Genomic DNA, 26817 nt, shown 5'->3' with positions numbered 1-26817 from the left:
CCAGGCCGTGACCACCCGTCGCGGGCCCCCGGGAGGTCTCCGTCCGGGCTAGGCTGAACCCGGCCAATCACATGACCCCTTGGAGAGGCGATGTTCGAGATTCACGGCTTCCTGGATCTCATTTTCTGGGTGCTCGCCATCGGGGCGTTCGGCCTGTGCGCATGGGCTCTGGTCCACGCGCTGAGGACCCCGGCCCGGGCCTTCGCCATGGCGGGCAAGCTCAACAAGCGTCTCTGGTTGCTGATCCTCGGCCTCGCGACCCTGTTCTCGTTCGCCGCCGCCGTGCAGTACCTCTCGGTGCTCAGCATCTTCACCGTCGCGTCGGTCATCGGGTCGGGCATCTACCTCGCCGATGTGAAGCCCGCCGTGGGCGAGATCGGCAAGGGCGGAGGGAACAGCGGCCCGTACGGGCCCTGGTAGCGGCACGCCGTCCCATTTGTTGGTGATTGATCAGCTATGAGGGTCTAGTCCCGGGGTCCCACGCCGACCGCTAGGCTGACGCTCCATGGTCAATCTCGTCCATCGGCTCACGCTCGCGCTCGCGCTGGCCGTCCTCATCGCGACCCCGGCCCACGCCTCGGCCGACGGCGTGACCAAAGCGGACGTCACCGCGGAGCTGCGCCCCGGCGGCGTGCTCCACATCAAGGAGCAGATCAGCTACACCGGACAGGTCCGGCGCACACTGCTCACGAGGACCAGGTACGACGACGCCGGCGACCGCGTCTACCGCGTCACGAACTTCAAGGGCGACGGCACCCTCACCGGCGACACCATCACGCTGGGCGGCAAGGGCACCGCGACGATCGAGTACGACGTGGCGGGCGCCGTCACGCCGGTCGGCGGCGGCGAGGAGCTGCGCTGGTACGTCGTCAGCGGCTGGTCGGCGCCCGTCAAGGACGCCGTCGTGAAGCTGAGCGGCCCTGCCCCCCTCCAGAGCCTCTCGTGCTTCGCCGGGGACCTCACCTCCGCCACCGGCTGCACCGCGGCCTCGATGGACGAGAGCGGTACGCGGGCGGAGTTCGAGCAGCAGGGGCTCGGCCCCTCCCAGGCGCTGACCGTCGTCGCCGGCTTCCCCCCGGGCGCCAGCGGCGGCCGGCCGATCCTCGAGCGGCGGTTCGAGCTCGCCAACGCCTTCACCGTCAGCCCGCTCACCGGCGGTGCGCTCGTCGCGCTCCTGGTGCTGCTGCTCGGCGGCGTCGCGCTGCTCTACTGGACCCGCGGCCGTGACGCCCGCATCCTCGACAGCGAGGCGGGCGGCACGGTCAACCCGCTGCTCGACGGCCGGTTCTCCCCGCCCGACGGCGTGCGCCCCGGGCAGATCGGCACGCTGATCGACGAGCAGGCCGACGTGATCGACGTCACGGCGACCATCGTCGACCTCGCGGTCCGCGGCTTCATCCACATCGAGGAGCAGCCCCGAGGCACCTACGACGCCCCCGACTGGCTGCTGGTGAAGGTGGCCAACGCGCCCGTGGAGACCCTTCTCGCCTACGAGCGCGCGCTGCACCTGGCGATCTTCGACGGGCGCGACTCTGTGCTGCTGTCCCAGCTTCACGGCTCCTTCGCGGCCGGGCTCGGCAAGGTGCGCGACGCGCTCTACCGCGACGTCGTCGCCCAGGGCTGGTTCGCCCGCCGTCCCGACTCGGTGCGCACCCGGTGGACCACGATCGGGGTGGTCGTCACCGGCCTCGGCGTGCTCGCCACCGTGCTGCTCGCCTGGCTGACGACGTACGGCCTGCTCGGCCTCGCGCTGATCATCGCGGGGGCCGCCCTGGCCGTCGGCGGGCAGTACATGCCGGCCAAGACCTCAAGGGGCTCCTCGGCCCTCGCCCACACCCTCGGCTTCCGCGACTACCTCGCCGCGGGCGAGATCGGCGAGGTGCCACCGGCCCAGCGCATCGAGCTGTTCTCCCGCTACCTGCCGTACGCCGTGGTCTTCGACAACGTCGACCGCTGGGCCCGCGTGGTGGCCTCGCTGAACGGCAACGGCGAGCAGGCCGACAACCTGTACTGGTACCACGGGCCCGCCGAGTGGGACCTGTCGAAGTTCGCCGACTCCATGCGCACCTTCACGCTGACCACCTCGGGCGCGATCTCCACGTCCCGCCAGTTCCGCCGCTCGATCTGAGCCCGCGAAAGGCGGCGGATCACACCTGGCCGCGTACGCGGACCTCCCCCACGGGACGGCCTCCGCCGAACTGCGGCGGGCTGGCGAGCGCGTCCAGCTCGGGAGCGTCCAGGCCGAGCCCGAGGGCGCGCAGGACGGCCACGGTCACCGGCACCCTGGCCCGCTGGCCGCCGTCCTCGATCTTGACGGTGGCCGCGCGGCCGTCCTCGAAGGCGAGCGCGTCGAAGGCCTCGGCCCCCGACTTGACCATGAGCCCCGGCACGGCGCGCATCAGCGCGGCCTCAGGGCGGGAGGTGCCCGAGGTCCACTCGGGGTGGGCGCGCATGGCGTCGGCGATCCGCCGCTCGTACGTGCCGGGCGCGGCCAGTGTGAGGGCACGGAAGGCCCGCGCGACCCCGGCCATGGAGGCGAAGAACAGCGGTGCGCCGCAGCCGTCGACTCCGGTGGCCGCGACCCGCTCGCCGGTCAGCTCCTCGGCGGTGGCGCGGATCGCCCGCTGCAGGGGGTGCCCCGGGTGCAGGTAGTCGCCGGTGGACCAGCCGTTGACCACGCAGGTGGCGAGCATCGCTGAGTGCTTCCCCGAGCAGTTCATGGTGATGCGGGCCGGTCCACCCCCGGCGCGCAGCACCTGGTGCGCCGTCGCGGTGTCAATGGGAAGGTCCTCGGGGCACATGAGGGCGGTGGGGTCGAGCCCCGCGGTCGCCAGGATCCTGGAGGCCCCCTCGACGTGGAAGTCCTCGCCGGAATGGCTGGCGCAGGCGAGCGCGAGAAGCTCACCGTCCAGGTCGAGCCCCGCGCGGAGCATGCCGAGCGCCTGCAACGGCTTCATCGACGAGCGCGGCGAGGCCGCCGCGGCGACGTCACCGTGCACGGCCATCGGCACCCCCTCGGCATCCAGGGCGAACACCCGGGCACGATGGACGGACTCCACGAACCCGGAACGGACGACTTCCACAATCAATGGCACAGCGGACACTTGGTCTCCTTTCGCCCCTGAGTGTACGGACGGCGCACGCGCGCCGTTCACGCCGTTCGCGCCCGCCGGGTGGCGGTGGAACAATCGTGGACCATGCGTGCCGTTGTTCAGCGGGTGAGCTCCGCGTCCGTGGTCGTCGACGGGCAGACCGTGGGGGCGATAGACGAGCCCGGCCTGCTCGTGCTGGTCGGCGTGACCCACACCGACGGCCCGGCGGAGGCCGCGAAGCTCGCCGCCAAGCTCTGGGGGCTGCGCATCCTGTCCGGAGAGAAGTCCTGCTCCGACATCGGCGCGCCCCTGCTGGTGGTCAGCCAGTTCACGCTCTACGGCGACGCCAGGAAGGGCCGCCGCCCCACCTGGCAGGCGGCGGCGCCCGGCCCGGTCGCCGAGCCCCTCGTGGACGCCGTGGTGGCCGAGCTGCGCTCGGCGGGCGCCCGCGTGGAGACCGGCGTGTTCGGGGCCGACATGAAGGTCGCGCTCGTCAACGACGGCCCCATCACGCTGATCATCGAGACCTGAGCCCCCGCGCCCGTACGACGGGCGGCGAGGTCAGCGGATGCGGCGGCGCAGGCCGGGGTCGATGGTGACGTTGCGCCCTGCGTCCGGCGGCACGATGACCTCCTGGCCGGCGGGGACGCCCCCGGCCAGCAGCGAGATGTCCACAGGAACGGTGCGCTTCACCACGGCCAGGGCGATGGGCCCGAGCTCGTGGTGGCGGGCCGAGGAGCCGACGAAGCCGACCTGGCCGGGCTCGGCACTGCCCTCCACCGCGGCCTCCGGGTCGGCCTCCCTCGGCGACCCCACGCCGAGGGTCACCGGCGCGCCGTGCGGCGGCAGGGTGTCGACGCTGCCGTCGAGGTGCAGGAAGACCAGGCGGCGCGGCGGGTGACCGAGATTGTGCACCCGGGCGACGGTCTCCTGGCCCCGGTAGCAGCCCTTGGTGAGATGGACGGCCGAGCCGATCCAGCCGACCTCGTGGGGGATGGTCTTGTGATCGGTGTCGAACCCCGCCCGGGGCAGGTGCGCCTCGATGCGCAGGGCCTCGTACGCCCACAGGCCGGCCGGGCGCAGGCCGAGCTCCTCGGCGAGCCCGCCGAGCCGCTCGCGCGGGACCAGGAGGTCGCCGCCGATCGCGATCGCACCCTCGGGCACGGGCCGCGCGGCGCCGTCGCCCGCGCCGGGGGCGAGGACGGTCACCACGGCGTAGGCGGCGGTCACGTCGGCGACCTCGACGCGGAGCATGAACCGCATCTTCTCCAGGAAGGCGACCATCGCGGCGGAGGTGCCGGGCTCGACGTGCGCCCAGACGGACTCGCCGTCGTCGACGAGCGTCAGGTGGTGCTCCAGCCTGCCCTGCGCGTCGAGGAGCAGCGTCTGCGTGGGCGTGCCCGGCGCCAGCGTGTCGAGCTTCTGCGAGCTGAGGTCGTTGAGCCACCTGAGCCGGTCGGGCCCGGAGATGCGGACGACCTCGCGGTTGCTCCGGTCGACCAGGGCCTGGCCCTCCGCGAGCGCGCGTTGCTCGGCGTACAGCTCGCCGTAGTGCGCGGCGACGGTGTCATCGGGTGACTCGGCGGCTACGGCTCCGGGCGTGTCCAGCAGAGGGCTTCGCATGCCTCCAGGCTATTGCGCTCAGGCGGATATCCGCGCACTCAGGGGCGGCAGTCGCGGCACCGGCCGAACACGGTCAGGTGGTGAACGTCGGTCTCGAAGCCGAGCTCGCTCTCGAGCTTGGACACCATGCCCGCGACGAGCTCGGGCCTGACCTCGGTGATCTGGTCGCAGCCCCGGCACACCAGGTGGACGTGGTCGGCCTTGCTCGCCAGGTGGTAGGTGGGGGCGCCGTGCCCGAGGTGGGTGTGGGTGACCATGCCCAGCTCTTCGAGGAGCTCCAGCGTGCGGTAGACGGTGGAGATGTTGACGCCTCTGGCGGTCTCCTGCACCTGGCCGCAGATGTCCTCGGGGGTCGCGTGGCCAAGCCGGGTGACCGCCTCCAGCACCAGCTGGCGTTGCGGAGTCACCCGGTATCCACGCGCGCGCAGCTCCTCGTGCCATGTCCCGGTCATGCACCGAGTCTACGAGCCCCGCGCGAGGGGCGAGGGCCGTACGCGGACCCGTGCGGGGACGGCGCGGGGATCACCCCGGCCGGCGCGCCCGGGGCCTGGCGAGACGCCGTTCAGGCAGGTTGGGGCCGGCCGGAAATATTCGCTTGCCTGCCTCGGAGGTGCTCGCATAGCGTACGAGGCACGCAGAAGGGAGGTGGTCCGAACAATGGTTAGTCATTATTGGGCTAGCGAGGTGGCTGTCCGCTAGGGCATCGCCAAGTCAGGACCTTCCGTCCAGACGTCGTGCCCTCCCGGGCACTGGTGGCGTCCAGGCGAATCCACGACAGACACCGGAACCCCGGGCGGCCGGCGGGGGGAGCTCTACTCCTCCCATGGTCCAGCCGGCCCGTCTCATCAGGAGACGGAGCACGCCCGGGGTTCTTTTCGCTTTCCAGGCCCGCTTCTCAGCCGGCCCTTCCAGCCCCGCTTCTCAGCCGGCCTTTCCAGCCCGCTTCTCAGCCGACCTTCTTCAGCTCGGCCGACAGGTGCGAGGTCAGCGGCTGGCCCTCGGCCGCCATGTCGTACGCGTACATGAGGTTGCCCTCGACCAGGCCGTACAGCCGGTGCCCCGCGGTGTACTCCTTGGCGGTGGAGGTGCGGGCGACGACGTCGGTGCGCATTTCGATCTTGTGGAACACCACCTCGCCGAGGTAGATCTCGACGATGCCGGTCGGGTGGGCCAGCACGATCTCCAGCTGCCGCTCGGGGAGCGCCCGCCAGTACCCGGACTCGGTGGCGAGGGGCCTGACCATGTTGCCTTCGTCGTCGAGCAGCCAGGTTCTGCTGGTGTAGCTCAGGAACGGCTTGCCGTTGTGCTCGAAGGTGATCTCCTGGCCGAACCGGAAGCTCTCGATCGTCGGGTAACCGCCCACCCCGGCGCCTTCCCACCTGCCCAGCAGGAAGGCGATCGGCTCAAGGGCGGGATGCAATGACTGGGACTCCATGGCACATGAGCCTAAATGCCCGCCCGCGCGGCTCGCGCCGCGACACCGAACGGGACATTCGCCTGGTGGATCCGCGTCGTCCGCGCATAGGCTCAGATCATGGCACGATCAATGGTGATAAAGGTGACGGCTGGTTCAGATGCCCCCGAGCGGTGCAATCAAGCCTTTACCGTGGCAGCCGCCGCCGTGGCCAGTGGCGTCCCCGTGTCGCTGTGGCTGACCGGGGAGTCGGCGTGGTTCGGCCTGCCCGGCCGGGCGAAGGAGTTCACCCTCGCAGAGGCGACTCCCCTGCAGGACCTGCTCGACATCGTTCTGGCCGCGGGCAAGGTGACCGTGTGCACGCAGTGCGCGGCGCGCCGGAAGATCGGCGTGGCGGACCTGATCGACGGCGTGCGCATCGCGGGCGCCCCGACGTTCGTGGAGGAGGCGCTCGGCGAGGGGGTCCAGGCGCTCGTCTACTGAGACCGGAACCCCCGCCGCGGGCGGCTCAGCGAGGCAGGACGGCCCTGAGCCGCTCCTCGCGCAGCCTGTCGTACCAGCTGTCGTCGATCGGGGTCAGCGGCCCGGTCGCCCAGCCCAGGAAGACGTCGGCGAGCCAGGGGTTGCGTGCGAGCGCCGGGCCGTGGAGGTACGTACCGACGATCTTGCCCGCGTGACACCCCTCGGTGCCGTCGCCGTTGCCCGTGCCGACCACCGTGCGCGACAGCGGGCGTACCCCGGGACCGAGGCGGGTGACGCCCATGTGGTTCTCGAAGCCCGTCAGCATGTGCCCGCCGAGCCCCGTGTCGACCTCGGCGGCCAGCTCGCCCACCGCGCGGGCGGGGCCTCGGGAGCTCTCGATGTCGAGCAGGCCGATGCCCGCCACGGGCTGGCCCTCCTCGCCGCCGAACACCGACCCCATGATCTGGTAGCCCGCGCAGACCGCCAGGAGCGACGCCCCGAGGTCGATCGCCCGCTTAAGGCCGCCGTCGCGCCGGAGCCGCTCGGCCGCGAGGATCTGCGGCCGGTCCTCTCCGCCGCCAATGAGGTAGATGTCGCCCGAGTCGGGCACAGGGTCGGCCGAGCGGACGTAGACGGTCTCGACGGGGATGCCCCGCTTGCGGGCCCGCTGCTCCAGGATCAGGACGTTGCCCTGGTCGCCGTACGTGCTCAGCAGGTCCGGGTAGATCCACACGATGCGCAGGGCGCTGTCAGACGGCACGGCCGAACTCCGCTCGAATCTGCTGGAAGGCTGTGTAGTTGGCGATCACGTCGACCCGGCCGGGCGCCTGGCGGGCGACGGCCTGCTCGAAGGTGTCGCAGAGCTCGAAGGGCACCCCGGCGACGTCGAGCCGCAGCGCCAGGTCGAGCCGCCGCTCGCCCGTCACGAAGACGGGCCGGCCGCTCAGGATGCGGTAGTCGACGTCCCAGAGCCAGGAGGTGTCGCGGCCGTCGGGCCCCTGGGCGTTCACCGACAGGACGATCGGCAGGGACGGGTCGGCGACCTCGAAGGCCTCCAGCCAGCCCGCGGGGTTCTTGGCGAGCAGCAGCCGCAGCGAGCGCCCGTCGCGCTCGACCGTCGTGTAGCGCCCGGCGACCGACCTGACCTCACGGAGCCTCGGAAGCGCGCGGTCGACGGACAGGCCGAACAGCTCGGCGGTCGCCAGCGCGATGACGGCGTTCGCGCGGTTGGCCCGGCCGGGGAGCTGGAGGTCGAGCACCCAGCGCTGCCGCCGGGGGTCGATCACCCCGTCGTCGTCGAGCACCCAGGTGGGCTCGGGACGGCGGAACGTGCACTCGCGGCAGGCCCAGTCGTTGCCCTTGCGGTCGAGAGGACCACCGCACTGGGGACAGCACCAGGAGTCCTCCTTCCAGGGCTGCCCGCAGGAGACCCAGGTGACCCGGGCGGCGGTCGAGGCGCCCCAGGTGACCAGCGGATCGTCGCAGTTGGCGATCACGTGGGTGTCCTTGCCGGCGAGGGCGCGCTGCCACTTCTGGGCGAGCAGCCAGATCTCGGCCGCGCGGTCCATCTGGTCGCGGCTGAGGTTCATCAGGCAGACGACGGTCGCGCCGGTCGTGTCGAGCACCTCGGGGAGGTACTTCTCGTCGACCTCCAGCACGGCGAAGGGCGCCTGCTTGGCCTGGGACAGCGCCGAAACGTGACCGGCCGGCATGTTCGCGCCGAAGGCGTTGGTGGCGACCTCGCCGAGCTCCTGGAGCTCCGAGGTGATCAGCCGGGTGGTGGTCGTCTTGCCGTTCGTGGCGCTGACCAGCACGAGCTTGCGGTCGGCGGCCAGCTTGCGCAGCAGGTCGGGCTCCAGGATCAGCCCGACGCGCCCGCCGATCACCGATCCGTCGCCGCGCCCGGTGACCCGGGAGAGGGTGGCGGCAGTACGCCCGAGGGCACTCGCTAGCTGAGCACGCAGCGGTAGCTGGGTCATGCCCGAGATCCTAGTGCGGGTCGCGCGAACAGTCCCCAACGAGGCTCACGAGCCGGCGCGCTAGTCGAGGAAGGAAAGCTCCGCCTGGTTCTCCGCGCCCCCCTCGAACGGCAGCACGAACCGCCTCGGCCACGCCAGGACGGTCTCCAGCCACCCGGCGCCCATCGTCTGGGCGATGTGACGTACCCGGTCACGCGGCTCGACGCCGATGGCGACGGTCATGAAGTCCCTCTGGATGCCCTCGTGCTCGTCGTCGCCGAGCAGGACCCGCCAGGCGAGCGCCCGGTTGCGGTCCATCTCCATCGACAGCGGGTGGTGGCGCAGGGCCTTGGCGCGGTGCCCGAGCAGCTCGGTGCGCCCCCCGGTGTCCACCGGCCCCGACCCGTTGACCCCGAGATGCGGGTACGGCCGTCCGGAGGGGTCGGTGCCGAACAGGGCGTACTCCATCGCGGGGGCGGGACTGCGGAGGTTCGGCGCCTGGTGGCCGTACGGGAAGAGCCTGTCGACCTCGTGGACCCAGCGGACCTGCGGGATCACCCACGCCGCGCCCGGGCGCTCGCCGGGGGCCGGCTTGGCGTCCCCCGACGGGTCGAGCAGCGCCGCCGCCACCTCGGCCGCCTTCACCGTGAGCAGGCTCGGGTCGTAGAACGTGCGCAGCGACCACGCCCGCCTCGCCACCGCGCGCTCCACGAGCGTGGCGAGCAGGCACTCGCGGCGCCTCGCGGGAAGCTCGGCCCAGATGTCGGCGAGCACGCGCGGGACGCCCGGCAGCGACCGGTTGGTGCAGAAGGCCAGCACCACCGTGTCGGTCCAGATGCGCAGCCACGCCCACTCGGGGGCGTCGGCGAGCAGGTCCGCCTCGCGCAGCTCGAACAGCGTGCAGGCCTTGCCGGTCGTGCACTCGTGCCCGCAGGCGGCGGACCTGCGCCCGCGGATGGGCGGGATCGGGCCGAGGAGGGTGTGCTCGCGGTCCTCTCCTAGCGGTACCTGGATGCGCAGCGGGCGGTCCATGCCGTCGGCGAAGACCGCGGCGGTGCCCGGCTGCAGCGAGACGACCTGGCGGGACTGCTCCTCGCTGAGGTTCATCGCCGCGCCGACGAGCCTGCGGTCGTCCTCGGCGGGGAGCCGGTGCACGACCTTCAGCGCGGTGTTCTTCACCACGTCGGCGATGAGCTTGGTGGGGATCTGCTCGGCCACGACGATGCCCTCGCCGTACGCGCGGATCTCGGCGAGCATCCCCGCCAGCAGCTCCACCGCGTGGGTGCTGGCCCGCTGGGAGCCCCTGTCGCGCAGCAGTCGGTGCGCCTCCTCGATGACGATGACGTGCTGGAGTCCGCGGGCCTTCTCCTCCCGGGCGCGCATCCGCAGGTGCTCGACGATGCGGATGATGAGCGTGCCCATCAGGAACGCCTTGTCCTCGTCGTTCGCGACGTCCTCGATCGCGAACACGACGTTGCGCTGCAGGAGGCCGCCGATGTCGGCGGGGTGGCCGCCCTCGAAGAACCGCCCCGCGGAGCCGACCCGGAGGCTACGCAGCCGCAGGCTGATGAAGCCCTCGACGTCGGCCTGGACCTCCCTGCCGTACCCGATCTCCTGGATGACCTCGAGGGCGTGGGTCTGTAACTGCTCCAGCGTGGGCACCGACGGCTGCACCGCGGCTCCCGGGATGCCGCCGCCGGTGACGACGTCCCAGCCGTTGGCCTCGTACACGCGCTGGAGCGCCAGCGACATGATCTGCGGGAACGGCTCCTCGGCGTCGAAGGCCGCCATGAACAGCGCCCTGACCATGTCGATGTGCGCCTGCACCGGATAGCCGGGCTCGGGGGCGAGCGGGTTGACGCTGAACGGTACGTTGTCCGGCGCCGATGGGTTGATCACCGTGAGCGGCGCCAGATGCTCCATGCGCCCGGCCATCGCGGCGTACTCGGACTTGGCGGGCTCGATCGCGAGCCACGGGATGCCGGCCTCGCTGAGCTGCTCCAGCAGGTGGCGCACGGTCTGCGACTTGCCGGACCCGGTCGCCCCTGTGACGAAGGCGTGCCGGTTGAGCGTCGCCAGCGGCACCCGGAACGACCCGACCGCGCGGTCCTGCCCGTCGATGATCGCGCCGAGGTCGAGCACGGGCTCCCCGGTGTTGCGGACGTCGGCCTCGCTGGTCACGTCGAAGAAGCCCGCGTCGAGCACCCGGACGCCGGGGACCTCGCGGCGGGGCAGCCCGGCGAGGGCGGCGAGCGCTCCCGCGGTGGCCGCGAAGGGCGACGCCGCGCCGTCGGCGGAGTCCTGGAGGGTCACGCCCAGCGCCTCGGCGAAGCCGTACACCGGCTCGACGGCGGTGGCCCGGCCGAAACCGGCGAGGATCGGCAGCGACAGCGCGCTGCGCAGCCGGTAGGGATGGTGGCTCATCTCGACCGAGCCGACGAGGACCGGCGCGATCTGCCGCAGCTCGTCGGGGCCCGCCGCGCCGGCCAGCACCCGGACGTTCCACAGCCCGGCCTCGCGGAAGGCGTCGAGCTCCTGCATCCGCCGCTCGGCCCGCTCGGCGTCGAACCTGCTGCGCTCGGAGGCGTCGCCGTACTGCCGCAGCACATTGAGCTGGGTGCGCAGGTGGGCGACCTCGGCGTCCAGCAGGTCGGTGGGCTCGGCCACGACGAGCCAGGCGAACGGGCGCGACATCAGCGTGACCAGCGTGGACTCGAACAGCGTGGGACGCAGCAGCTCGTCGGGGCTCGGCTCCCTGCGCCCGTTGAGCGGCGGGGCCTGGCGGCCGGGGCAGGGTGTCCAGGCGAGGTCGGCGAGGTCGGCGAGCCAGTCGTCGCCGATCTCCACGCCCCGCGCGCCGCCGGGGAACAGCAGCGGCTGCGGCCCCTGGGGTGCCTCCTCCACGGTGGCGCTGGACGCGCGCCGGGGCGGGCGCGGTGGCGTGAGCGGGCCCGCGTTGGTGATCAGCTCCAGGGGCGCGCCGGATCCGCGGGAGAGCCATCCGATGACGAAGGGCCGGTTGCGCTGGGCGGCGGACAGCACGGCGGGCAGGACGGTGACGAAATCCCACTCGGCCGACGAGCTACGCGAGGGGGCCGTGATCGCCTGGATGCGATACCACGGACCACTCAGCGGGAACGGCGCGCTGGGCGCTGCGGAGGACACGCTTGCCTGCATATCAAGCTCAAATCCCTTATGCCACTGTCGTTTGCCAGGGGATTACCTGTTCAATGCCGTGTCCTCCAGTCCAGCCGCTCGGGCGGCGGGCCCAGATTGGGCGGGAAAGGGTCCTCCTCTGGCACGGGCTCGGGCTCCGGCGGGGTCAGCATGACCCGGCGAACCTCCTCGAACTCCCCCAAAGTGGTCTTGGGGAAGGTGAGGATGGCCGGGTTGGCGTCGGCGAGCCGCACCTGCCGCCCCTCGGCCGTCGCATGGGTGACGATCACCGAGGTCGTGGGGAGTTGCTGGAGCTGGTGCGGCTCGACCAGGAACTCCCTGCTGCGGTGGAGCACGCGCTCCTCCCCCATCGCCTTGGTGGCGCTGCGCCCCCACTCGGTGGACTCGGTGATGCCCTCCTTGAGGTCGCCCTCGCCCTTCTCCTCCTCGCCGGGGCCGGTGCGACCGGCGTCGTCGCCGACCGTGGAGGTGTAGGAGCCGTTCACCCCGTCGACGGCCGGGCTGATGGTCTCGGTGAGCTGGGCCAGCTCCAGGCGGTGCTCGGTGCCCATGTGCTCGCTGGCCACCCGGGCGTCCTCGGCGTTGCCGAGACGCATGAACGCGACGGCCGCGTGCCCCCGGCCGAGGCGCTCCCTGACGGTGGGGGTGAGCGAGCGGTACGTCAGCACGAGGCCCGTCTGCGAGGTCTCGCAGGCGTCCATCAGCCGGTCGAGCACGTCGCCCCTGAGCTTGTCCGCGCCCGCGACGATGATCGTGTGGTACCAGGGACGCTCGGAGGCCGGTGACTGCCGCAGGATGTGCGTCAGCGCGGTGGCGACGTACGTGCCGAGCACGCGGTTGCCGAAGACCCCGGCCTGGCGGTCCATGGAGACCACGCGCAGCCGCGCGGGCGGCAGCTTCACCGCCTCGGAGCCGAGCGTCTCCAGCTTGCGGAGCTGGGACTCAAGGGCCCAGGCGCGCTCGATCACCACGCGGTCGGTCACGCCCCTGCCGAACAGCGTGCCGATGCGTTCGAGCTGGGTGGCGGTGAGCAGGCCGTACCGCAGGTCGTCGCGCGGGTCGCCCACCTGGGCGAGGGCACGCAGCGCGGCCGTGACCTGGTTGATCGTGGCGTTCTCGCCCAGCACCTCGAGCACGCGTTCGAGGATGGCGTTGTCGAAGCTCAGGTCTCGGGTGGTGCGGTGCTCCTCGCTGACGCTGACGACGTGGGCGAGCACGTCGGCGAACGCCTCGGGCGGCAGCGTCGCGCCGAGGTCGAGCCTCGGCAGGTCGACGGGGAGCACCCACACCAAGGGGTCGTCGCCGCCGCGCCTGGCCAGCTCGATGAGATCCTTGGCGATGGCGCCCTCGGACAGGTCGAGCACGGTGAGGTGGCCGCCGCTGTACAGCCGGGTCGCGCCGAGCAGGGTGATCAGCGCGGACCAGCCGGGCAGCGTGCCGCCCGCGACGTCGATGCGGTCGATCTCGTCGGGCACGGCCACGGCGTACCAGGTGAGCTGCCTGTCGTACTGCTCCTTCTTGGCGGCCCACTCGCGGTAGCGCTCCGCGTGCTCCTCCTGGGCGTCGAACAGCTCGCGCTCACGGCGTTCGCGGCGCTCGTCGGCCCGCGACTCCTGCTCCCTGATGCGGGAACGGAGCGCCCGCTCGCCCTGGTGGACGGCGTAGCCGCAGATCGTCGCCACGCCGCCCGTGGCGACCAGCCCGATGACGACGAACGGCCAGCCGATCATCTCGCTGACGCCGAGGCCGAGGATGAGGACCGCGAGGATGCCCATGAAGATGCCGACGATCTTCACGGGGCGGTTGAGCAGGTCTTCCTGGAGGCGCTCCCTGCGGACCCAGGCCGGGTCGACCGGGGCGGGCTCCTCGGAGATCTCTCCGGGCGAGGGGCGCCTCGGCGGCGGGCCCGGATCGGGGTACAGCATCGCGTACTGCCAGCCCAGGTAGATCCGGTCAGCCTGCAACTGCGCATGCTCTGGGTGCACGTCCGCCACCGGACCTCCACCTGTCAATGGTCGCGCTTGCTGGGGAGCTTGCCGGCCCCATGCCCGTGAACTAGCTCTCCGACTGTGACAGCGTATGAGTTGGACCCCCCATTGGGGCAGGGTTCTCGCCATTCGGACCAGATTCCTGGCATCCCGCCCGGCTAACGGGACGAACGAGTCAGATGGGAAACCGTTCACGATTACGATCGTGTGGCATGACGTCCTCCGTCCCCCGCGGCAGCCGTCGCCGGCGACCGGTCCTGGTGCCGGCCGCCGTCCTGCTGGCCGCGGCGAGCATCGGCGCCGTCGCCGCGCTCGGCGGCCTGCGGGAGGCCCCTCCCGAGAAGCCTCCACAGCGGCGGGCGGGCCAGGAGATCGACCAGGACGTGTTCCGTACGAAGATCGAGGACGCGTTAGTGCACCAGGTGACCTTCGACGGCGATGATCCCTCCGCGCCGAGGCACACCGTCCTGGACCTGAGCCTGAGGATCTACAACGACGCGGAGGTGAGCGTGCCTCTGGCGTACCTGGAGAACTCCCTGCTGCGGGTGGTGTCGCGCGACGGCGAGAAGCTGATGGTCCCGGGGAGCATGCCCGGCACCGGGGACACCTGGCTGTACGACACGACCGTGCCAGGCGACGGCGCCCCCAGCAGGCTCCTGCCGCCGAAACGGACCTCGTCGGTGATCATCCGGCTCCGCAAGCGCAGCTCATCGGGAGTCGATTCGGGAAGCGCGAAGTACCCGGACCTCCTGGAAATCGACGTCGGCAAGTACGAGAACCACGAGGATGCTCTGACCGGGCGTCGCATCGCCCAACTGGTCACCGGTGACGACAACAAGCCGATCGTCGCCGCACATGTCACTGTTCCCGTACGGAAGGTGGTGTGATGGCCGAGCACCTTGAAGGCTCCGGAAGGAGCACCAGGGGCAGGCGGTTCTGGCGGAGCATGCGCAACGGCGCCATCGCACTGGCCATCGGTGCCGCGGCCGTGTACGCCCACACGTTCACCATGGACAAGGGCGATCTCGACGCGCCGTTGACCACTCAGGCGGCGGCGGGTGCGGTGGCCGAGACCGGCAGGTTCAGCGCACGGCTCGAAAAGGTGGTCGTCGCCAGATCCTTGAGACTCCTGACTACGGAGACCAGCCCGGACACCCGTAGCACCACGATCAGGAAATCCACCTCCGTGGGCACCAAAGACGTCTTCGTCGTCACCACGATCAGCGCGACCTCACGCGGAGACCCGACATGGCTGAACCAGGCGTGGCTCCGGACGGCGGACGGCGTCGAGTACGCGGCCACCGACCGCGTCGATCCGACGTTCACGCTAGCCCAGCGACCGGTGCAGAACGGCTGGTGGGTCAACCTGGTCTTCGTCTTCGAAGTGCCGCCGAAGGCGCTGCGCGGGGCCTCGGTCGTGGTCTCCGCACCGTCCTCGAACGCGATCTACGACCAGATCTACCCCAACCGCTACAACCAGCTTCTCCCCGAGGCCGCCCTAGCGCTCACCGCCGACGACGCGGCGACCAGGCGCCTGCTCGACAACGTGAAGCCCTCGTGGCAAATGACAGAGGGGCAGTGAGCGCATGAGCGAGAAGCACCGGGGCACGCCCAGGTTGGAGCCGGACTGGGACGCCTTCACCCCGATCGCGCGCCCCACACCCCCTTCAGGCGAGGGCGCGGCTTCCTCCACGGGCTCGTGGACGGCTGCCTCCATCCCCTTTCCGGACGCCTCGTCACGATCTTCCGCTGGTGGTGCTTCGCCGGAGGCTACCGCGGCAGCCTCCACGCCTGCTTCCTCGGACCGGCCAGGGCGGAGGCTTCCTCGGGCCGTACGCGCGGTCCTCCTCCTCGTGGCGGCCGTCGCGGCGGTCACCGTCACGGTCGGGGCGCAGTGGTGGGACCGGTCGGCATGGGTGGCCGACCGGTATCCGGCCGAAGTCATCAAGGATGTCGGGCGCGGGCAGAGCGCCACCCTTCACGGGATGAGCTGGCAGCTCAGCGTGGCGGTCCGCCCACGATCCGCCGGCGACAACCCCAAGGCCACGACCCTCGTCGCGGCCGTCCAGGTGACCCCGGTGTCCGCCGAGGAAATCACCCGCTTCTCCATGCCGACCTTCGAGGCACGCGACCGGGCCGGGCGTACCTGGGACGCCCTGCCGGCCACGACGCTGAGCTCCTTCGACCTCCACGCCGGCAAGGTCGCGCGTCTCACCGTGGTCGCGGCCGTGCCCAACGAGCTCAAGGACACGGCTGAGCTGGTGCTGTCCTACTCGAACCGAGAGATGCTGCGCTTCGCCCGCTGACGCGTCGCCGAGATGTCGAAAGTGGCGGCGAACAGGCACAGCGTCAGCGTCGTGAAGATCAGCTCCCGGCCGAAGTGGACGGGGATCTGGTAGATCTCCCACACGAGCTGGCGGTGCGCCGTGCCGATCAGGTAGTACACCCCTCGCTCCGCGTAGTCCATGCCGATGCTGAGCAGCATGTAGCAGAGGCACATCACGGCGAAAAGCGGGGCGCCGCCCCGGAGGGTGAGCCGCAAGGCGTTGAGCACAGGGGGCCACCTGTCCAGCCCGAGCCTCTTGAGCAGCATGCCCGCGCCGCGCCGCGTCAGCCGGTGGGTTCGTCTTTCGATCGAGTCGGCGGCTTCCTCCAGCGAGGTGCCATTGATAAGCGCGCGGCCGTCCTCCGAGTAGGCCCCGTAGACGAGGATGGCGAGGGTCAGCCAGGTAAGTGGGACCACCACGGCTTCCATGATGTGGGGGCGCACGCCGGCCAGCCACTCCATGGCGGTCCGCCAGCCCGGGACCGACTGTTCGAGCGCGGCCCAGTGGTCGTTCCACCACGCGGTGGCGACCCGCTCCTTTATCCAGGTCGACCGTCCGTCGGCGACGGTCAACACGAGCACCACGCCGTAGAAGGTGTACGCCAGCTCGCAGAACGCGACGCCGAGACCGAGCTTAGCCCCACCTCTGCGCTCGTGGATCGTCGACAGCACGTAGCGTGCGACCACGGCGAGGGCTGTGAAGACGACCGCGACCTTGAGATCAAGCACGAGGTTGGTCCCGGCGTCCGGGGGAACGGGCTTGACCGGAGCCACGCCGTGTGTCGAAGCGACGATGTTGTTCAGAAGTGCGGCCGTGTAGGTGTCGTATTGGTCGGCATAGCGCTCCATGTCCGCGTCGGTGAACTCACGCCAGTCGGCGGTCTGCCAGCCCCACGCCAGGTAGATGGCCACGAAGACGATGGTCGCCCGGCCGAGCCCGGTGAGCAGCGGCTCGTCCTCGCCCCCTTCGGAGCGCCGGGCACGCGTCTCGGTCAGCACGCCGCGCAGGGAGTGCAGCATGCCCACGGTGACGATCATGCCGAGCATCACCATGACGATGAAGACCAGCATGACGCCCGCCAGGCGCCACTGCCGGAAGGAGCCGTGCGACAGCTCGGACCCTGCCACGAGGAGCCCGAAGCGCCCCAGCTCGCCGAGGGTGAACCACAGCACGAGCGGGACCAGGCGGCGTCCCCAGATGGCCAGGGTGTAGAGCGGGAGCCCGTACGGCGAGCGCCTCCACCATCTGACGGCGGAGGACGCCTGCGGTGACCCAGCCCCCAAGGCCAGCGATTCGGACATCCTGGGCATGTTATCGATCACGTCTCGGGGTCCGCAGGGCATCTCCACAACCCGCGGTCAGGTTTCGCCACACCCGGGTTTCCTCGAAGCTGTGCCGGGTTCCTGCATAGTTGCGGACTTGTAGCGCTCATTCCTGGGACGAACGAGGCGGAAGGGGAACAAGCAACGACTACCATCCTGTGGCATGACGTCCACCCCTACTGGCGGCGGTTCACGACGACGGCGACCGGTTCTCCTACCGGTCCTGGCCGTTCTGGCGGCCGCGACCGTGGGTGTGAGCACGGCCTTCGGCGGTCTGGAGGACGCCCCCGACGAGAAGCCCGACCGGTTCGGCAAGGGCGCGGAGGTCAACCAGGGCCGGATGACCACCCTCTTCGAGGACGCCGTCGTCCGCCCAGGCGGCAAGGACGGACTCGGCATCTCCGACAAGCGCTACCTGCAGATCACCATGAAGGTCACCAACACGTCGGCAGAGACGATCTCCGCCCAGACGATGGACCACGCGCTCGTCGCGGTCAGGGCCGACGGGAAGGTCATCAAGGAGGCCGACCCGTCGAGCACGACCGACGGCCCCCGCTTCGTGACGATCGCCGACGGCCAGACGTACTCCCAGCTGCATCCCGGGGTGCCCGCGACCGTGGTCATGGCCTTCGAGCTGCGAGCGGGCGAGCCGGCCCCCAAAAACGTCCAGATCGACGTGGGTGTCTTCGAGTGGCACGAGAACTTCTTCCAGCGGACCCACTACTGGCAGATGACACAGAAGGAAGTGCCGCTGACAGCGGAGGATCGCAAGAAGGGCAGAACCGTCCGTTTCGCCTCCACGGTCGCCGCCCAGGTCGACCTGCCGGTCCGTGTGGAGGAGGTGTGATGGTCACCTCCCGCAGCCTGGTACCGGACGCGCCTCCCGCGGCGCCCGCCCGTCCTGAGCCGCCGCGCCGCCGCGTTCCGCTGTGGCGCAGGACGGTGAGCGCGGTCGTCGGGCTAGCGCTGGTGTGCGCCGCGGTCTACGTCCAGACGCACGTGCTGACGACCGACCAGAGGAGGGAGCCGCTGACCGTGTCGGGCGGCATGCACCAGGAGCTGCGCACCTCGCACTTCTCCGCCCGCCTGGAGCGCGTCGAGTTCGCGCGGTCCGTACGGGTCAAGAAGAAGTACGGGACCGAAGACGCCACGCCCGACGAGGTCTTCCTGATCGCGAAGGTGGGGCTCACCGCACCCCGGCGGCCGCTCCGGCTCACCGCGCACCTGGTCACCGCCGACGGCCTGAGCTTCGAGCCCACGGACCGGGTGGATCTCAGCGCGACGCTCGGGGACAAGGACATCCAGCCGGGATGGTGGCGCTCCGGCTTCTACTTCTTCGACATCCCCGCGGACAAGGTGGCGGGGGCCCGGGTGGTCGTGGCCGAGCCCGCGACGCTGTTCGGCACCGACTTCATGCCGGAAACCGCCATGGATCTCGGGCTAGACCAGGCGAAGGCCCGCCAGATGATCGATGCCGCGAAGGACGTCTACGAGGTGAGCGGCTGATGCGCGACCAGAATCCCGACGACACCGGCGTCTGGAGCCCTCCCGCCGCCGAGCCGTCCTGGTTCACCCCGTCCAAGCGCCTGCCCCGCCCCGACGCAAGGGTCTGGCCACCTCCTGAGCCGGAGCCCAGAGGCAGCTCCACGGTGCCGATCCCCGTGATCCAGGACGGGCCGGCCCCCCGCCGCCAGCCGTGGCCGCCTCCGCCGGCGGCCCCGGCCGCGCCGCCTTATGCGGGCCCGCCGCCCGTCGCGTCCCCCATGCCGCCCGTCCAGGCAGCGGCGCCCGCGCAGCTCTCGCGGCGGCGCAGGCGCCCGATGCCGAAGGGGGCGAAGATCGCGCTGCAGCTCGCCGGAGCCGTCGGGCTGACCGCCGCGTTCCTCGCCGTACGGGGGTACGACGCGCTGAGCCGGTTCGAGAAGAGCGTCCCTCAAGCGCAGGTCCAGCAGGTGGCGCCCGGCCAGGAGGTGTCGCTGGCGGACGCGAAGTGGCGGCTCCTCGGCATCGCCGTCGTGCCGGACCAGCAGCCGGACCTGCCCGACCGCACCGTGCTCCAGATCGACGTGCAGACCACCCCGCTGAACGCCGACGGCACGAAGTACTGGTACAGCCTGCCCGGCTTCTACCTGGCCGACAAGACGGGCCGCAAGTGGACGGCCGAGGCGTGGAAGACGCCCGACACGCTCTCACCCGGCGTGCCCGGACGCTTCACCCTGCTGAGCGTGGTCCCGAAGGAACTGGTCGACCAGGTCGAGCTGATGATGTGGCCGAACGTCTACGCGGGAGAGCAGGAGTCGGGGCAGGCTCTGCGGTTCGCTCGCTGATCGCCGAGGCCCCGCGTCGCCGCCGTTCGGCGGAGGCGGCGACGTCGAAAGTCGCCGCCAGCAGGCAGGTCGTGAGCACGGTGACCGCGAGGTCCACCGCGAAGCTGATCGGCACCGAGACGACGTTCCAGTAGAGCACCGGGAAGTCGTTGCCCGCCAGGTACTCGAGGCCGCGAGCCGCGTACCCCTCGCCGACCTTGATCGCCGCGAAGCAGAGGGCGAACATCCCGAACAGCGGCGCGCCGCCCCGCACGACCAGGCGCAGGGTGTGCGCGAGCGCCACCCAGTGCGCCCAGCGGCCGAAGAACCGCGCCAGCGTCTGGCGGGTGAGCGAGTGGGTCCGCGCGGTGATCGCCTCTCCGGCCTGCGCGGCCGTGGATTCCAGCTTCGTGCCCTTGATCACGGTGCCGGCGTCCTCGGCGTACGCGCCGTACATCAGGATCGCGACGGTCAGCCAGGCGGCGGGCAGCACCAGCGCGTCCCACGCGTACGGCTTGACCGCGCCGACCGCGCTCCAGAACGCCTCCCAGCCGGGGACGTTGAGGGCCAGATCGGCGATGAGGTCGTTCCACCAGGACACGGCGGCCCGGCTGCCCACCCAGTCACCGCGCGAGGCGACGACCTGCAGGCCGTAGTAGAAGAAGGAGAGCTCGCAGAACGCGACGGCGACGGCCGCCGAGCGGCTGCCCCGCCTCTCGTGCCAGATCGTGAAGAGGTAGCGCCCCAGGAAGGCGGCGAGCATGATCGCCAGCGTCACGTTGAAGTTCAGCCCGATGAGCCCGAGGCCCGTGTCCTGGGTCTCTCCGGTGGTGGGGTTGTAGAAGGCGCCGAGATAGCCCTTCTCGCCGCTCTGCCGTGCGATGTCGGTGGTGATGAAGGCCCGCACGTCGTCGAGATTCCAGCCCCAGCTCAGATAGAGGGCGACGAACGGCACGATGACCCTGCTGAGGCTGCCGACGAAGCCCTCGTCCTCCTCGCCGTCCCCCCGCCTGGCGCGCATCTCCGTCAGCGCCCCGCGAAGCGTGTAGAACATCCCCACGCTGACGATCATGTTCGTCAGGACCATGACGATGAAGATCAGCATCGTGAAGACGAGCCGCAGGTCGCGCATGGAGCCGTGCGAGAGGTCGGTACCGGCGGCGAGCAGGCCGAACCGCAGCAACTGCCCCGCCGAGAACCACATGACGAGCGGCAGCAGGCATCGCCCGGCCAGGCTCAGGGTGTGCCATGGCAGCGACCAGGCGGCGGGGGCGCGGGTGGATTCGGACATCCGGTGCATCCTATCGACGGCGCACCACGCGTCGCAGCAGCATCAGGGGAAGAGATCCGCATTTGGGGATTCCTTCACCGGCTCCGGGAACGCGAAAGGGCCGGCGTCCCCGTGATGGGAACGCCGGCCCTTTCGAGATGCACATGTGCGGTCTCGCCGCCTGGGCGGCGAGACTACCTGTCGATCGTCAGACGGCGACCTGGAGCTGGGAGACCTCGCCGAGGCGGGCCTCCACGGCGACGTCCTTGGTGACGCCGCCGCTCGCGATGATGCGGACGGTCCAGGAACCGGGTGCGGCGAAGAAGCGGAAGACGCCCTCGTCGGAGACCACGACCTCACCGGTGAACTCGCCGGAGTGGTCGAGGAGGCGGGCGTATGCCGTGCCGGTGCCGGTGACGACACCCTGGATCACGGACTGGGTGGACAGATCGATGCCTGCCGGAAGCGCGACGGTCTGCTCCGGCGCGGCGCAACCCTGAACGGTCATCAGCGGGCCTCCCCCAACTCGATCGGCACGCCAATCAGCGAGCCGTACTCGGTCCACGAGCCGTCGTAGTTCTTCACGTTCGCCTGGCCGAGGATCTCGTGCAGCACGAACCAGGAGTGGGCGGAACGCTCGCCGATGCGGCAGTAGGCGATCGTGTCCTTGTCGAAGTCGACACCCGCGCCCGCGTAGAGCGTGCGGAGCTCCTCGTCGGACCTGAAGGTGCCGTCGTCGTTGGCCGCCTTGGACCACGGGATGTTGCGGGCGGTCGGGATGTGGCCACCCCGCTGCGCGGCTTCCTGCGGCAGGTGGGCCGGCGCGAGAAGCTTGCCGGTGAACTCGTCGGGCGAGCGGACGTCGACGAGGTTGAGCTTGCCGATCGCGGCGACGACCTCGTCGCGGAAGGCCCGGAGCGAGAGGTCCTGGTCCTTGGCGGCGTACTGCGTCTCGGGACGCGACGGCACCTCGGTGACCAGCTCGCGCGAGTCGAGCTCCCACTTCTTGCGGCCGCCGTCGAGGAGACGGACGTTCTCGTGGCCGTAGAGCTTGAAGTACCAGTACGCGTAGGCGGCGAACCAGTTGTTGTTGCCACCGTAGAGGACCACGGTGTCGTCGTTGCCGATGCCCCGAGCCGACAGGAGGGCCTGGAAGCCCTCACGGTCCACGAAGTCGCGGCGGACCGGGTCCTGCAGATCCTTCTTCCAGTCGATCTTCACGGCACCACGGATGTGGCCCTTGTCAAAGGCGCTGGCGTCCTCGTCGACTTCGACGAGCACGACACCAGGAGAGTCGAGGTTGGCCTCGACCCAGTCGGCGTCCACCAGTACGGCGGAGCGGCTCATTAGGGAACCTCCCGTTATCGGGTTGCGGCGGGCATTAGACGGCGGACGATCAAGTACATTTCGCAGCCCAGGCAGAAGCCGAAGGCGGCGTTCAGGAACGCGGCCAGCAGGGCCGCGGCTGTCGCGCCGAGCGCGAGTGGTGTGATCTGCGCGGTGAACCCGATCACCCCGACGAGCGCGAAGACCAGGCCCACACCCTGCGCGAAGCGGGGTGGGGCGGCGTCCTCCATCTGCGCCGGCGGACCGAGTCTCGGCCGCACCAACCGTCTGAATATCGACCCGTACGGCGAGACTCCGGCGACCCCCAGGGCGAAGACCACACCCTGAGCGAGGAGCAGCCAGGCGTTGCCCGTGAGCAGAACCAGCGCCAGGATGAGCGTCGTGATGGCCGCGGAAAACCGCGTGCTTCTTGGATCGACCTGCATGGCGGAAAGCTCCTGAAGGGATCGTGCCGGAAACGCATGGATCGGGCACTATTCAGAGCGGTGCGGTGGTGAAAACCGCGAGATCGCCCTCAGGCCATACGACAGAGCGCGGTGGCTACGCGGCAGAAGTCAACCGCGCGCCGCTTCGTCAGCAGCTCTGTCGAGGGTGTCATGTCCACGACAGTACTCGCCGTCTTGCCATCTGTCACGTCGCGTCCGATTCATGAGATGCCGCGAACCCGAGGGCCGCGATCACATCCACCTTGCGCGGTTGGCCGGAGGCCTTTTTGATCACTTTTCCGGCCCCGTCCAGCACCAGGACCGTCGGCGTGCGCATCACGTCGAACCGCCGCACCAGGTCGAGCCGGGACTCCGCGTCGATCTCCACGTGCCGCACGCCGGGCACCATGCCGGACACCTCCGACAGGATGCGCCGGGTCGCCCGGCAGGGCTGGCAGAAGGCCGTGGAGAACTGCACCAGCGTGGCGCGCTCGCCCAGCTCCTCGCCGAGGTCACCGGCGGCCACGACGTCCATCTCACTCCTCACGGCGCGAACGGCGCGCACGGCTCCGTCGCGCCGCCTCATCGCCAGCCCGGCGACGAGACCGGCGGCCAGCGTCACGCAGAGCACCACCAGGCCTGTCATCGCCAGCGACAACAGCCGCCGCCCGGCCGCCATTCCCGTGGGCGCCTACGGCTTCTTGACCCACAGCAGTCGCTTGCCCGAGGAGGCGCGGATGTCGACCCCCCGGATCCGGTCCATCGTCAGGTCGGTGTGCCCGGTGAACGTGGCGGGCCCTTTCCGGTAGTCGGCGGCGTCGACCGCCCAACTGCCGGCCGGGGACTGGGTGCCGTCGGTCCCGACCGCGGTCACCCGGCAGGACGTACCGGCCGGGACGCCGGACAGGACGATCTCGACGGTCGTGCCCTCGCCCGCCGGAGTCAGGGTCAGCTCGGCGCGAACCCGGCCGTTGCTGTTCGACGCGACCACGGGGGACCGCGACGGCAGCGGTTCGTCCTTGAGCATGGCCGACGCCTGCGGGTTCGCGGCGAAGGGATCGGTGCGCTGGGAGTCCTCCGCCCGCTGGGCGGCGCTCCCTTGTGCGCTGCTCGCGGCCGGAGCGCCCGCGGCCGTCGTGTCGGCGGCCGGCGAGTGCCCCACCGCCAGCCAGGCAGAACCGCCGAGGACGACCGCCACCAGGGACGCCGCGAGGCCGAACACCACCCTGTTCACCCGGTGGCGCCTGGCCGAAGCCGAGATCAGGCGGTCGAGGACGGCGTGCGGCGGGCCGGCCACCTGCTCGATGTCCTCCTCGGAGACCCGGGCGAGCAGCGCGGTGAGCCCGCTCAGCTCGTCCAGCTCGGCGCGGCATTCCGGACAGGTCGCGAGATGCGCCTCGACCTGGACCGCCTCGTCCGCATCCAGCGCGCCCAGCATGTACGCGCCGAGCGACATCCGTACGTCCTCACAGGCACTCATGGCGCGAGCCCCCGCTCCTCCAGTGCGAGCTTCAGCGCGCGAAGCGCGTAGTACGTGCGCGACTTGACCGTGCCCGCCGGGATGCCCAGCACCTCGGCGGCCTCCTTGACCGACCGGCCGCGGTAGTAGGTCTCCAGTAAGACCGCGCGGTGCTCCGGCCGCAGGTCCGCGATGGCGTCGGCGACCCCCCAGGACTCCACCGCGCGCTCCAGCTCGTCGTCGGCGGGGATCACGGCGAGGGCCTCGTCCGTGGTCTCCTGCGGCCGGGACCTGCGCGCGCGGTGGTGGTCGACGACCAGGTTGCGGGCGACGGTGAACAGCCACGCCCGTACGGGGCGGTCGGCCAGCACGTCGGGGTGCTTCCACGCCCGCAACAGCGTCTCCTGTACCACGTCCTCCGCCTTGCCCGGATCGCCCGTCAGTCGCAACACGTAACCGTAGAGTGACCCCGCGTGCTCGTCGAAGAGGGTGCGTATCAGCTGCTCGTCGGCGGTTCCGGCGGGGCTCACATTCTCATGACGTACGGCGGCGCGGTCCGGTTCAGCCACGCAACGGCACGTCCGTCGCCGTGCCGTCGATGGCCAGGCCCTCGGGGGTGGAACGCACTTTCTCGATCTTGAGGTTGAGCGGCAGGTCCTTGACTGGCACGGTGAAGCTGAGTGCCTGGGTGGCGTTCGGCACCTGGATGCCGTTGACGTTCTCGGGCGTCAGCCGCACGCCGCCCTTGACGACCTCGATCTTCATCTTCGCCGTGACGGGGATGGAGATGCCTGCCACCGTGAGCTTGCCCGTGACGTTCAGGGTGTCGTCGCCGTTGCCCTGCACCTTGAGCCCGCGCGGCGCGCGGGCGTCCAGGGTCTGCCGCGAGATCACCACCGTGCCGGTGACCCGCTCGGCGCGGATGTCGGCCTTGGCGGAGTCCTGGATGAGGTCCATGAGCGGGGCGTTCACGCCGTGCAGGACCGCGTCGATGCGCGAGATCTTCGCACCGTCGGGCGTCGTCATCGGCCCCATCGCGACGGCGATCTCCTCGTAGCGGCCGGAGATCGCCTGGGTGAGGAAGGGGATGCCGCGCACCTCGACCTTGGGGGGCGTGTCGAGGTCGTACTGCGCCGCCACCTGGCGGGAGACCTCGCTCTGCACGCCGGCCACGGCCACGCGGTCGACGACGACCAGAAGGACGCCGAGCAAGATGAGGAACACGATCAGCTTGCGCATCCGACTCCTTCGGGGGGTACGCCTGTGATGACAGTATCCGCGTCGCCCTACTCCCCTGGGCGAAACCCCCGAAACGCGTATCAAGCAGGCATTCCCCCGCAAGCCGGGAAGATCCCGCTCAGCCCCCTGCGAAGGGCGGGAGCACCTCCACGGTGGCGCCCTCCGGTATCTCGACCGTGTGGGGGTCACGGGTGCCCGCCGGATTCCCGTTCACCAGAAATGAAGAACGTCCCAGAACGCGCTCTAGATCGGGATTTTCATATTTTAGTGTGATTTTCGCCACGAGGTCACCAAGCGTGCCCGCCTCGAACGGCTCCTCGGCGACGCCGGCCGCCTCCTTGGCCGCCGCCCAGTAGCGCACCGTACCCCTTGCCATCAGCCGCCTCCGTCGTCTACTCATGAGTACCGCACAAAGTGTCAATCACTCACCGCGAGGGAATGGTTACGGTTATTTCCCGCGTGATGGACCGTTCACCTGAATGACGCGCTATGGACGCGCCTTTCCTGTGGGCTATCCTCACGTACTGACGGGACCTGGGCGACGTAGCCCCCGGGTCCTTTACGTGTTTGTACGGCTGGCGCCGTCACAACGCGGGGAGGAGGCGGATGCGGTGCGTGAGCGATGCTGTGTCGCCTCACCCCCCGGTCAGCCTCTGGATTAGGAGGTGCTGTGAGTAACCTGCTCCTGCTCACCAATGCTCTGGAGCCCTCAGCGGAGGTGCTGCCCGCACTCGGGCTGCTGCTCCACTCGGTTCGGGTCGCTCCCGCGGAGGCGTCCGCGCTTATCGACGCACCACCGGCCGACGCAGTCCTGGTGGACGCGCGAAGGGAGCTCGTGCACGCCAAGAGCCTCTGCCGCCTCCTTCGCACCACGGGCATCGACTGCCCGCTCATGGTGATCGTCACCGAAGGCGGCCTCGCCGCGATGACCGCCGAGTGGGGAGCCGACGACGTTCTCCTCGACACGGCGGGTCCCGCGGAGGTCGAGGCACGGCTCAGGCTCGCCGTCGGCAGGCTCTCGATCGCCGCCACCGAGGAGGTGCCGGACGAGATCCGCAGCGGCGATCTCTCGATCGACGAGGCCACCTACACCGCCCGGCTCCGCACTCGCGCCCTTGACCTGACCTTCAAGGAGTTCGAGCTCCTCAAGTACCTCGCGCAGCACCCGGGACGGGTCTTCACCCGCGCCCAGCTGCTGCAGGAGGTCTGGGGATACGACTACTTCGGCGGCACCCGCACCGTCGACGTGCACGTGCGCCGGCTGCGCGCCAAGCTGGGCGCCGAGTACGAGTCCCTGATCGGCACCGTCCGCAACGTCGGGTACCGCTTCGTGCCCGACCGCGGCGGCGAGCAGGTCGAGGACCGCGAACCGGCACCCGCCCACCACTGAGACCCGGTGAGAAAGGGG

Annotated in this window: 30 protein-coding genes; 11 read left to right on the top strand and 19 right to left on the bottom strand. The window is 70.5% G+C overall.

The features are described 5' to 3' along the window. Positions 1-90: 90 nt before the first annotated feature. Both OG589_RS41715 and OG589_RS41710 read left to right on the top strand, forming a co-directional pair. Complete coding sequence (locus tag OG589_RS41715; protein ID WP_405144325.1) at positions 91-420, top strand: DUF2516 family protein; 330 nt, start codon at positions 91-93, stop codon at positions 418-420. 85 nt (positions 421-505) lie between these two features. After that, positions 506-2128, top strand: a complete 1623-nt coding sequence (locus tag OG589_RS41710; protein WP_405144323.1) for a DUF2207 domain-containing protein — start codon at positions 506-508, stop codon at positions 2126-2128. A 19-nt stretch (positions 2129-2147) separates the two neighbouring features. On the opposite strand, the gene OG589_RS41705 is transcribed toward OG589_RS41710, so the two are convergent. Next, a complete protein-coding gene (locus OG589_RS41705; RefSeq protein WP_405144321.1) occupies positions 2148-3095 on the bottom strand; it encodes an asparaginase in 948 nt (315 codons plus the stop codon). A gap of 102 nt (positions 3096-3197) precedes the next feature. Between OG589_RS41705 and dtd the strand changes: the two genes are divergently transcribed. Continuing rightward, positions 3198-3623, top strand: coding sequence for a D-aminoacyl-tRNA deacylase (gene dtd, locus OG589_RS41700; RefSeq protein ID WP_405144319.1), 426 nt, complete (start codon positions 3198-3200; stop codon positions 3621-3623). A 30-nt stretch (positions 3624-3653) separates the two neighbouring features. On the opposite strand, the gene OG589_RS41695 is transcribed toward dtd, so the two are convergent. The 3 genes from OG589_RS41695 to OG589_RS41685 form a co-directional block, all read right to left on the bottom strand. Beyond that, positions 3654-4715: a YgfZ/GcvT domain-containing protein gene (locus tag OG589_RS41695; RefSeq protein ID WP_405144317.1), complete on the bottom strand. Its 1062-nt coding sequence runs from the start codon at positions 4713-4715 to the stop codon at positions 3654-3656. A 38-nt stretch (positions 4716-4753) separates the two neighbouring features. Beyond that, positions 4754-5167 (bottom strand): Fur family transcriptional regulator, encoded by a 414-nt coding sequence (locus OG589_RS41690; protein WP_363915189.1) that lies wholly within the window; start codon positions 5165-5167, stop codon positions 4754-4756. Positions 5168-5661: 494 nt separating this feature from the next. Next, entirely contained in the window at positions 5662-6150 is a 489-nt protein-coding gene (locus tag OG589_RS41685; RefSeq protein WP_405144315.1) for an FABP family protein, read from the bottom strand. A gap of 99 nt (positions 6151-6249) precedes the next feature. Here OG589_RS41685 and OG589_RS41680 point away from each other — a divergent pair, with 99 nt between their 5' ends. After that, the gene (locus OG589_RS41680) at positions 6250-6612 is read left to right on the top strand and encodes a DsrE family protein (protein ID WP_405144313.1); all 363 of its coding nucleotides are present in this window, start codon (positions 6250-6252) and stop codon (positions 6610-6612) included. 25 nt (positions 6613-6637) lie between these two features. Here OG589_RS41680 and OG589_RS41675 read toward each other — a convergent pair whose 3' ends face one another. From OG589_RS41675 to OG589_RS41660, 4 genes are all read right to left on the bottom strand, one after another. After that, positions 6638-7351 carry a type 1 glutamine amidotransferase gene (locus OG589_RS41675; RefSeq protein ID WP_405144312.1) on the bottom strand — a complete coding sequence of 238 codons (714 nt, stop codon included), beginning with the start codon at positions 7349-7351 and terminating at the stop codon, positions 6638-6640. Beyond that, entirely contained in the window at positions 7341-8570 is a 1230-nt protein-coding gene (locus OG589_RS41670) for a MurT ligase domain-containing protein (protein WP_405144310.1), read from the bottom strand. The genes OG589_RS41675 and OG589_RS41670 overlap by 11 nt, the downstream gene beginning before the upstream one ends. 60 nt (positions 8571-8630) lie before the next feature. After that, complete coding sequence (locus tag OG589_RS41665) at positions 8631-11714, bottom strand: ATP-binding protein (RefSeq protein ID WP_405144308.1); 3084 nt, start codon at positions 11712-11714, stop codon at positions 8631-8633. 62 nt (positions 11715-11776) lie between these two features. Next, entirely contained in the window at positions 11777-13720 is a 1944-nt protein-coding gene (locus OG589_RS41660) for a hypothetical protein (protein WP_405144306.1), read from the bottom strand. A 206-nt stretch (positions 13721-13926) separates the two neighbouring features. On the opposite strand from OG589_RS41660, the gene OG589_RS41655 reads away from it, so the two are divergent. The 3 genes from OG589_RS41655 to OG589_RS41645 all read left to right on the top strand — a co-directional run bounded on the left by OG589_RS41655 (position 13927) and on the right by OG589_RS41645 (position 16020). Further along, positions 13927-14601, top strand: coding sequence for a hypothetical protein (locus OG589_RS41655; protein WP_405144304.1), 675 nt, complete (start codon positions 13927-13929; stop codon positions 14599-14601). Continuing rightward, positions 14601-15296, top strand: a complete 696-nt coding sequence (locus OG589_RS41650) for a hypothetical protein (protein ID WP_405144303.1) — start codon at positions 14601-14603, stop codon at positions 15294-15296. Before OG589_RS41655 ends, OG589_RS41650 begins: the two co-directional genes overlap by 1 nt. Before the next feature lie 271 nt (positions 15297-15567). After that, positions 15568-16020, top strand: coding sequence for a hypothetical protein (locus OG589_RS41645; RefSeq protein ID WP_405144301.1), 453 nt, complete (start codon positions 15568-15570; stop codon positions 16018-16020). On the opposite strand, the gene OG589_RS41640 is transcribed toward OG589_RS41645, so the two are convergent. Then, positions 15984-17342, bottom strand: coding sequence for a hypothetical protein (locus OG589_RS41640; protein ID WP_405144299.1), 1359 nt, complete (start codon positions 17340-17342; stop codon positions 15984-15986). The genes OG589_RS41645 and OG589_RS41640 overlap by 37 nt on opposite strands. 184 nt (positions 17343-17526) lie before the next feature. Here OG589_RS41640 and OG589_RS41635 point away from each other — a divergent pair, with 184 nt between their 5' ends. Genes OG589_RS41635 through OG589_RS41625 form a run of 3 tightly spaced genes read left to right on the top strand, consistent with a single transcriptional unit; the run spans position 17527 to position 19690 of the window. Continuing rightward, positions 17527-18210, top strand: coding sequence for a DUF5067 domain-containing protein (locus OG589_RS41635; RefSeq protein ID WP_405144297.1), 684 nt, complete (start codon positions 17527-17529; stop codon positions 18208-18210). After that, entirely contained in the window at positions 18210-18869 is a 660-nt protein-coding gene (locus OG589_RS41630; protein ID WP_405144295.1) for a hypothetical protein, read from the top strand. Before OG589_RS41635 ends, OG589_RS41630 begins: the two co-directional genes overlap by 1 nt. Further along, the gene (locus OG589_RS41625) at positions 18869-19690 is read left to right on the top strand and encodes a hypothetical protein (protein WP_405144293.1); all 822 of its coding nucleotides are present in this window, start codon (positions 18869-18871) and stop codon (positions 19688-19690) included. The genes OG589_RS41630 and OG589_RS41625 overlap by 1 nt, the downstream gene beginning before the upstream one ends. On the opposite strand, the gene OG589_RS41620 is transcribed toward OG589_RS41625, so the two are convergent. From OG589_RS41620 to OG589_RS41575, 10 genes are all read right to left on the bottom strand, one after another. Then, positions 19575-20960 carry a hypothetical protein gene (locus tag OG589_RS41620; RefSeq protein ID WP_405144292.1) on the bottom strand — a complete coding sequence of 462 codons (1386 nt, stop codon included), beginning with the start codon at positions 20958-20960 and terminating at the stop codon, positions 19575-19577. The genes OG589_RS41625 and OG589_RS41620 overlap by 116 nt on opposite strands. Positions 20961-21147: 187 nt before the next feature. After that, entirely contained in the window at positions 21148-21447 is a 300-nt protein-coding gene (locus OG589_RS41615) for a DUF1416 domain-containing protein (protein ID WP_405144290.1), read from the bottom strand. Next, entirely contained in the window at positions 21447-22286 is an 840-nt protein-coding gene (locus OG589_RS41610; RefSeq protein ID WP_405144289.1) for a sulfurtransferase, read from the bottom strand. Before OG589_RS41610 ends, OG589_RS41615 begins: the two co-directional genes overlap by 1 nt. 14 nt (positions 22287-22300) lie before the next feature. Then, positions 22301-22711 (bottom strand): DUF4395 domain-containing protein, encoded by a 411-nt coding sequence (locus OG589_RS41605; protein WP_405144288.1) that lies wholly within the window; start codon positions 22709-22711, stop codon positions 22301-22303. Positions 22712-22800: 89 nt separating this feature from the next. Further along, positions 22801-22884 (bottom strand): putative leader peptide, encoded by an 84-nt coding sequence (locus OG589_RS41600; protein ID WP_358546035.1) that lies wholly within the window; start codon positions 22882-22884, stop codon positions 22801-22803. A 32-nt stretch (positions 22885-22916) separates the two neighbouring features. Further along, positions 22917-23357, bottom strand: a complete 441-nt coding sequence (locus OG589_RS41595) for a thioredoxin family protein (protein WP_405144287.1) — start codon at positions 23355-23357, stop codon at positions 22917-22919. Between the two features lie 45 nt (positions 23358-23402). Continuing rightward, entirely contained in the window at positions 23403-24191 is a 789-nt protein-coding gene (locus tag OG589_RS41590) for a zf-HC2 domain-containing protein (RefSeq protein ID WP_405144286.1), read from the bottom strand. Beyond that, on the bottom strand, positions 24188-24700 hold the full coding sequence (locus OG589_RS41585; protein WP_405144285.1) for a sigma-70 family RNA polymerase sigma factor: 513 nt from the start codon (positions 24698-24700) through the stop codon (positions 24188-24190). The genes OG589_RS41590 and OG589_RS41585 overlap by 4 nt, the downstream gene beginning before the upstream one ends. A gap of 31 nt (positions 24701-24731) precedes the next feature. Further along, positions 24732-25409, bottom strand: a complete 678-nt coding sequence (locus OG589_RS41580; RefSeq protein WP_405144284.1) for a DUF2993 domain-containing protein — start codon at positions 25407-25409, stop codon at positions 24732-24734. Positions 25410-25527: 118 nt separating this feature from the next. After that, a complete protein-coding gene (locus OG589_RS41575; protein ID WP_405144283.1) occupies positions 25528-25785 on the bottom strand; it encodes a MoaD/ThiS family protein in 258 nt (85 codons plus the stop codon). A gap of 294 nt (positions 25786-26079) precedes the next feature. Between OG589_RS41575 and OG589_RS41570 the strand changes: the two genes are divergently transcribed. Then, positions 26080-26799, top strand: a complete 720-nt coding sequence (locus tag OG589_RS41570) for a response regulator transcription factor (protein ID WP_363915147.1) — start codon at positions 26080-26082, stop codon at positions 26797-26799. The last annotated feature ends 18 nt before the right edge of the window (positions 26800-26817 follow it).

It is taken from the genome of Sphaerisporangium sp. NBC_01403, from assembly GCF_045040145.1.
Classification (GTDB): domain Bacteria; phylum Actinomycetota; class Actinomycetes; order Streptosporangiales; family Streptosporangiaceae; genus Sphaerisporangium; species Sphaerisporangium viridialbum.
The sequence above is the reverse complement of the archived record's forward strand: the minus strand, read 5'-3'. Positions and strand labels throughout refer to the sequence as shown.

Bases quoted from the DNA above. Each gene is read 5' to 3' on its own strand.
- OG589_RS41715 (WP_405144325.1), top strand. From the start codon at position 91: ATGTTCGAGATTCACGGCTTCCTGGATCTCATTTTCTGGGTGCTCGCC.
- OG589_RS41710 (WP_405144323.1), top strand. From the start codon at position 506: ATGGTCAATCTCGTCCATCGGCTCACGCTCGCGCTCGCGCTGGCCGTC.
- dtd (WP_405144319.1), top strand. From the start codon at position 3,198: ATGCGTGCCGTTGTTCAGCGGGTGAGCTCCGCGTCCGTGGTCGTCGAC.
- OG589_RS41695 (WP_405144317.1), bottom strand. From the start codon at position 4,715: ATGCGAAGCCCTCTGCTGGACACGCCCGGAGCCGTAGCCGCCGAGTCA.
- OG589_RS41690 (WP_363915189.1), bottom strand. From the start codon at position 5,167: ATGACCGGGACATGGCACGAGGAGCTGCGCGCGCGTGGATACCGGGTG.
- OG589_RS41685 (WP_405144315.1), bottom strand. From the start codon at position 6,150: ATGGAGTCCCAGTCATTGCATCCCGCCCTTGAGCCGATCGCCTTCCTG.
- OG589_RS41680 (WP_405144313.1), top strand. From the start codon at position 6,250: ATGGCACGATCAATGGTGATAAAGGTGACGGCTGGTTCAGATGCCCCC.
- OG589_RS41670 (WP_405144310.1), bottom strand. From the start codon at position 8,570: ATGACCCAGCTACCGCTGCGTGCTCAGCTAGCGAGTGCCCTCGGGCGT.
- OG589_RS41655 (WP_405144304.1), top strand. From the start codon at position 13,927: ATGACGTCCTCCGTCCCCCGCGGCAGCCGTCGCCGGCGACCGGTCCTG.
- OG589_RS41650 (WP_405144303.1), top strand. From the start codon at position 14,601: ATGGCCGAGCACCTTGAAGGCTCCGGAAGGAGCACCAGGGGCAGGCGG.
- OG589_RS41640 (WP_405144299.1), bottom strand. From the start codon at position 17,342: ATGTCCGAATCGCTGGCCTTGGGGGCTGGGTCACCGCAGGCGTCCTCC.
- OG589_RS41635 (WP_405144297.1), top strand. From the start codon at position 17,527: ATGACGTCCACCCCTACTGGCGGCGGTTCACGACGACGGCGACCGGTT.
- OG589_RS41630 (WP_405144295.1), top strand. From the start codon at position 18,210: ATGGTCACCTCCCGCAGCCTGGTACCGGACGCGCCTCCCGCGGCGCCC.
- OG589_RS41625 (WP_405144293.1), top strand. From the start codon at position 18,869: ATGCGCGACCAGAATCCCGACGACACCGGCGTCTGGAGCCCTCCCGCC.
- OG589_RS41620 (WP_405144292.1), bottom strand. From the start codon at position 20,960: ATGTCCGAATCCACCCGCGCCCCCGCCGCCTGGTCGCTGCCATGGCAC.
- OG589_RS41615 (WP_405144290.1), bottom strand. From the start codon at position 21,447: ATGACCGTTCAGGGTTGCGCCGCGCCGGAGCAGACCGTCGCGCTTCCG.
- OG589_RS41610 (WP_405144289.1), bottom strand. From the start codon at position 22,286: ATGAGCCGCTCCGCCGTACTGGTGGACGCCGACTGGGTCGAGGCCAAC.
- OG589_RS41605 (WP_405144288.1), bottom strand. From the start codon at position 22,711: ATGCAGGTCGATCCAAGAAGCACGCGGTTTTCCGCGGCCATCACGACG.
- OG589_RS41600 (WP_358546035.1), bottom strand. From the start codon at position 22,884: ATGACACCCTCGACAGAGCTGCTGACGAAGCGGCGCGCGGTTGACTTC.
- OG589_RS41595 (WP_405144287.1), bottom strand. From the start codon at position 23,357: ATGACAGGCCTGGTGGTGCTCTGCGTGACGCTGGCCGCCGGTCTCGTC.
- OG589_RS41590 (WP_405144286.1), bottom strand. From the start codon at position 24,191: ATGAGTGCCTGTGAGGACGTACGGATGTCGCTCGGCGCGTACATGCTG.
- OG589_RS41580 (WP_405144284.1), bottom strand. From the start codon at position 25,409: ATGCGCAAGCTGATCGTGTTCCTCATCTTGCTCGGCGTCCTTCTGGTC.
- OG589_RS41575 (WP_405144283.1), bottom strand. From the start codon at position 25,785: ATGGCAAGGGGTACGGTGCGCTACTGGGCGGCGGCCAAGGAGGCGGCC.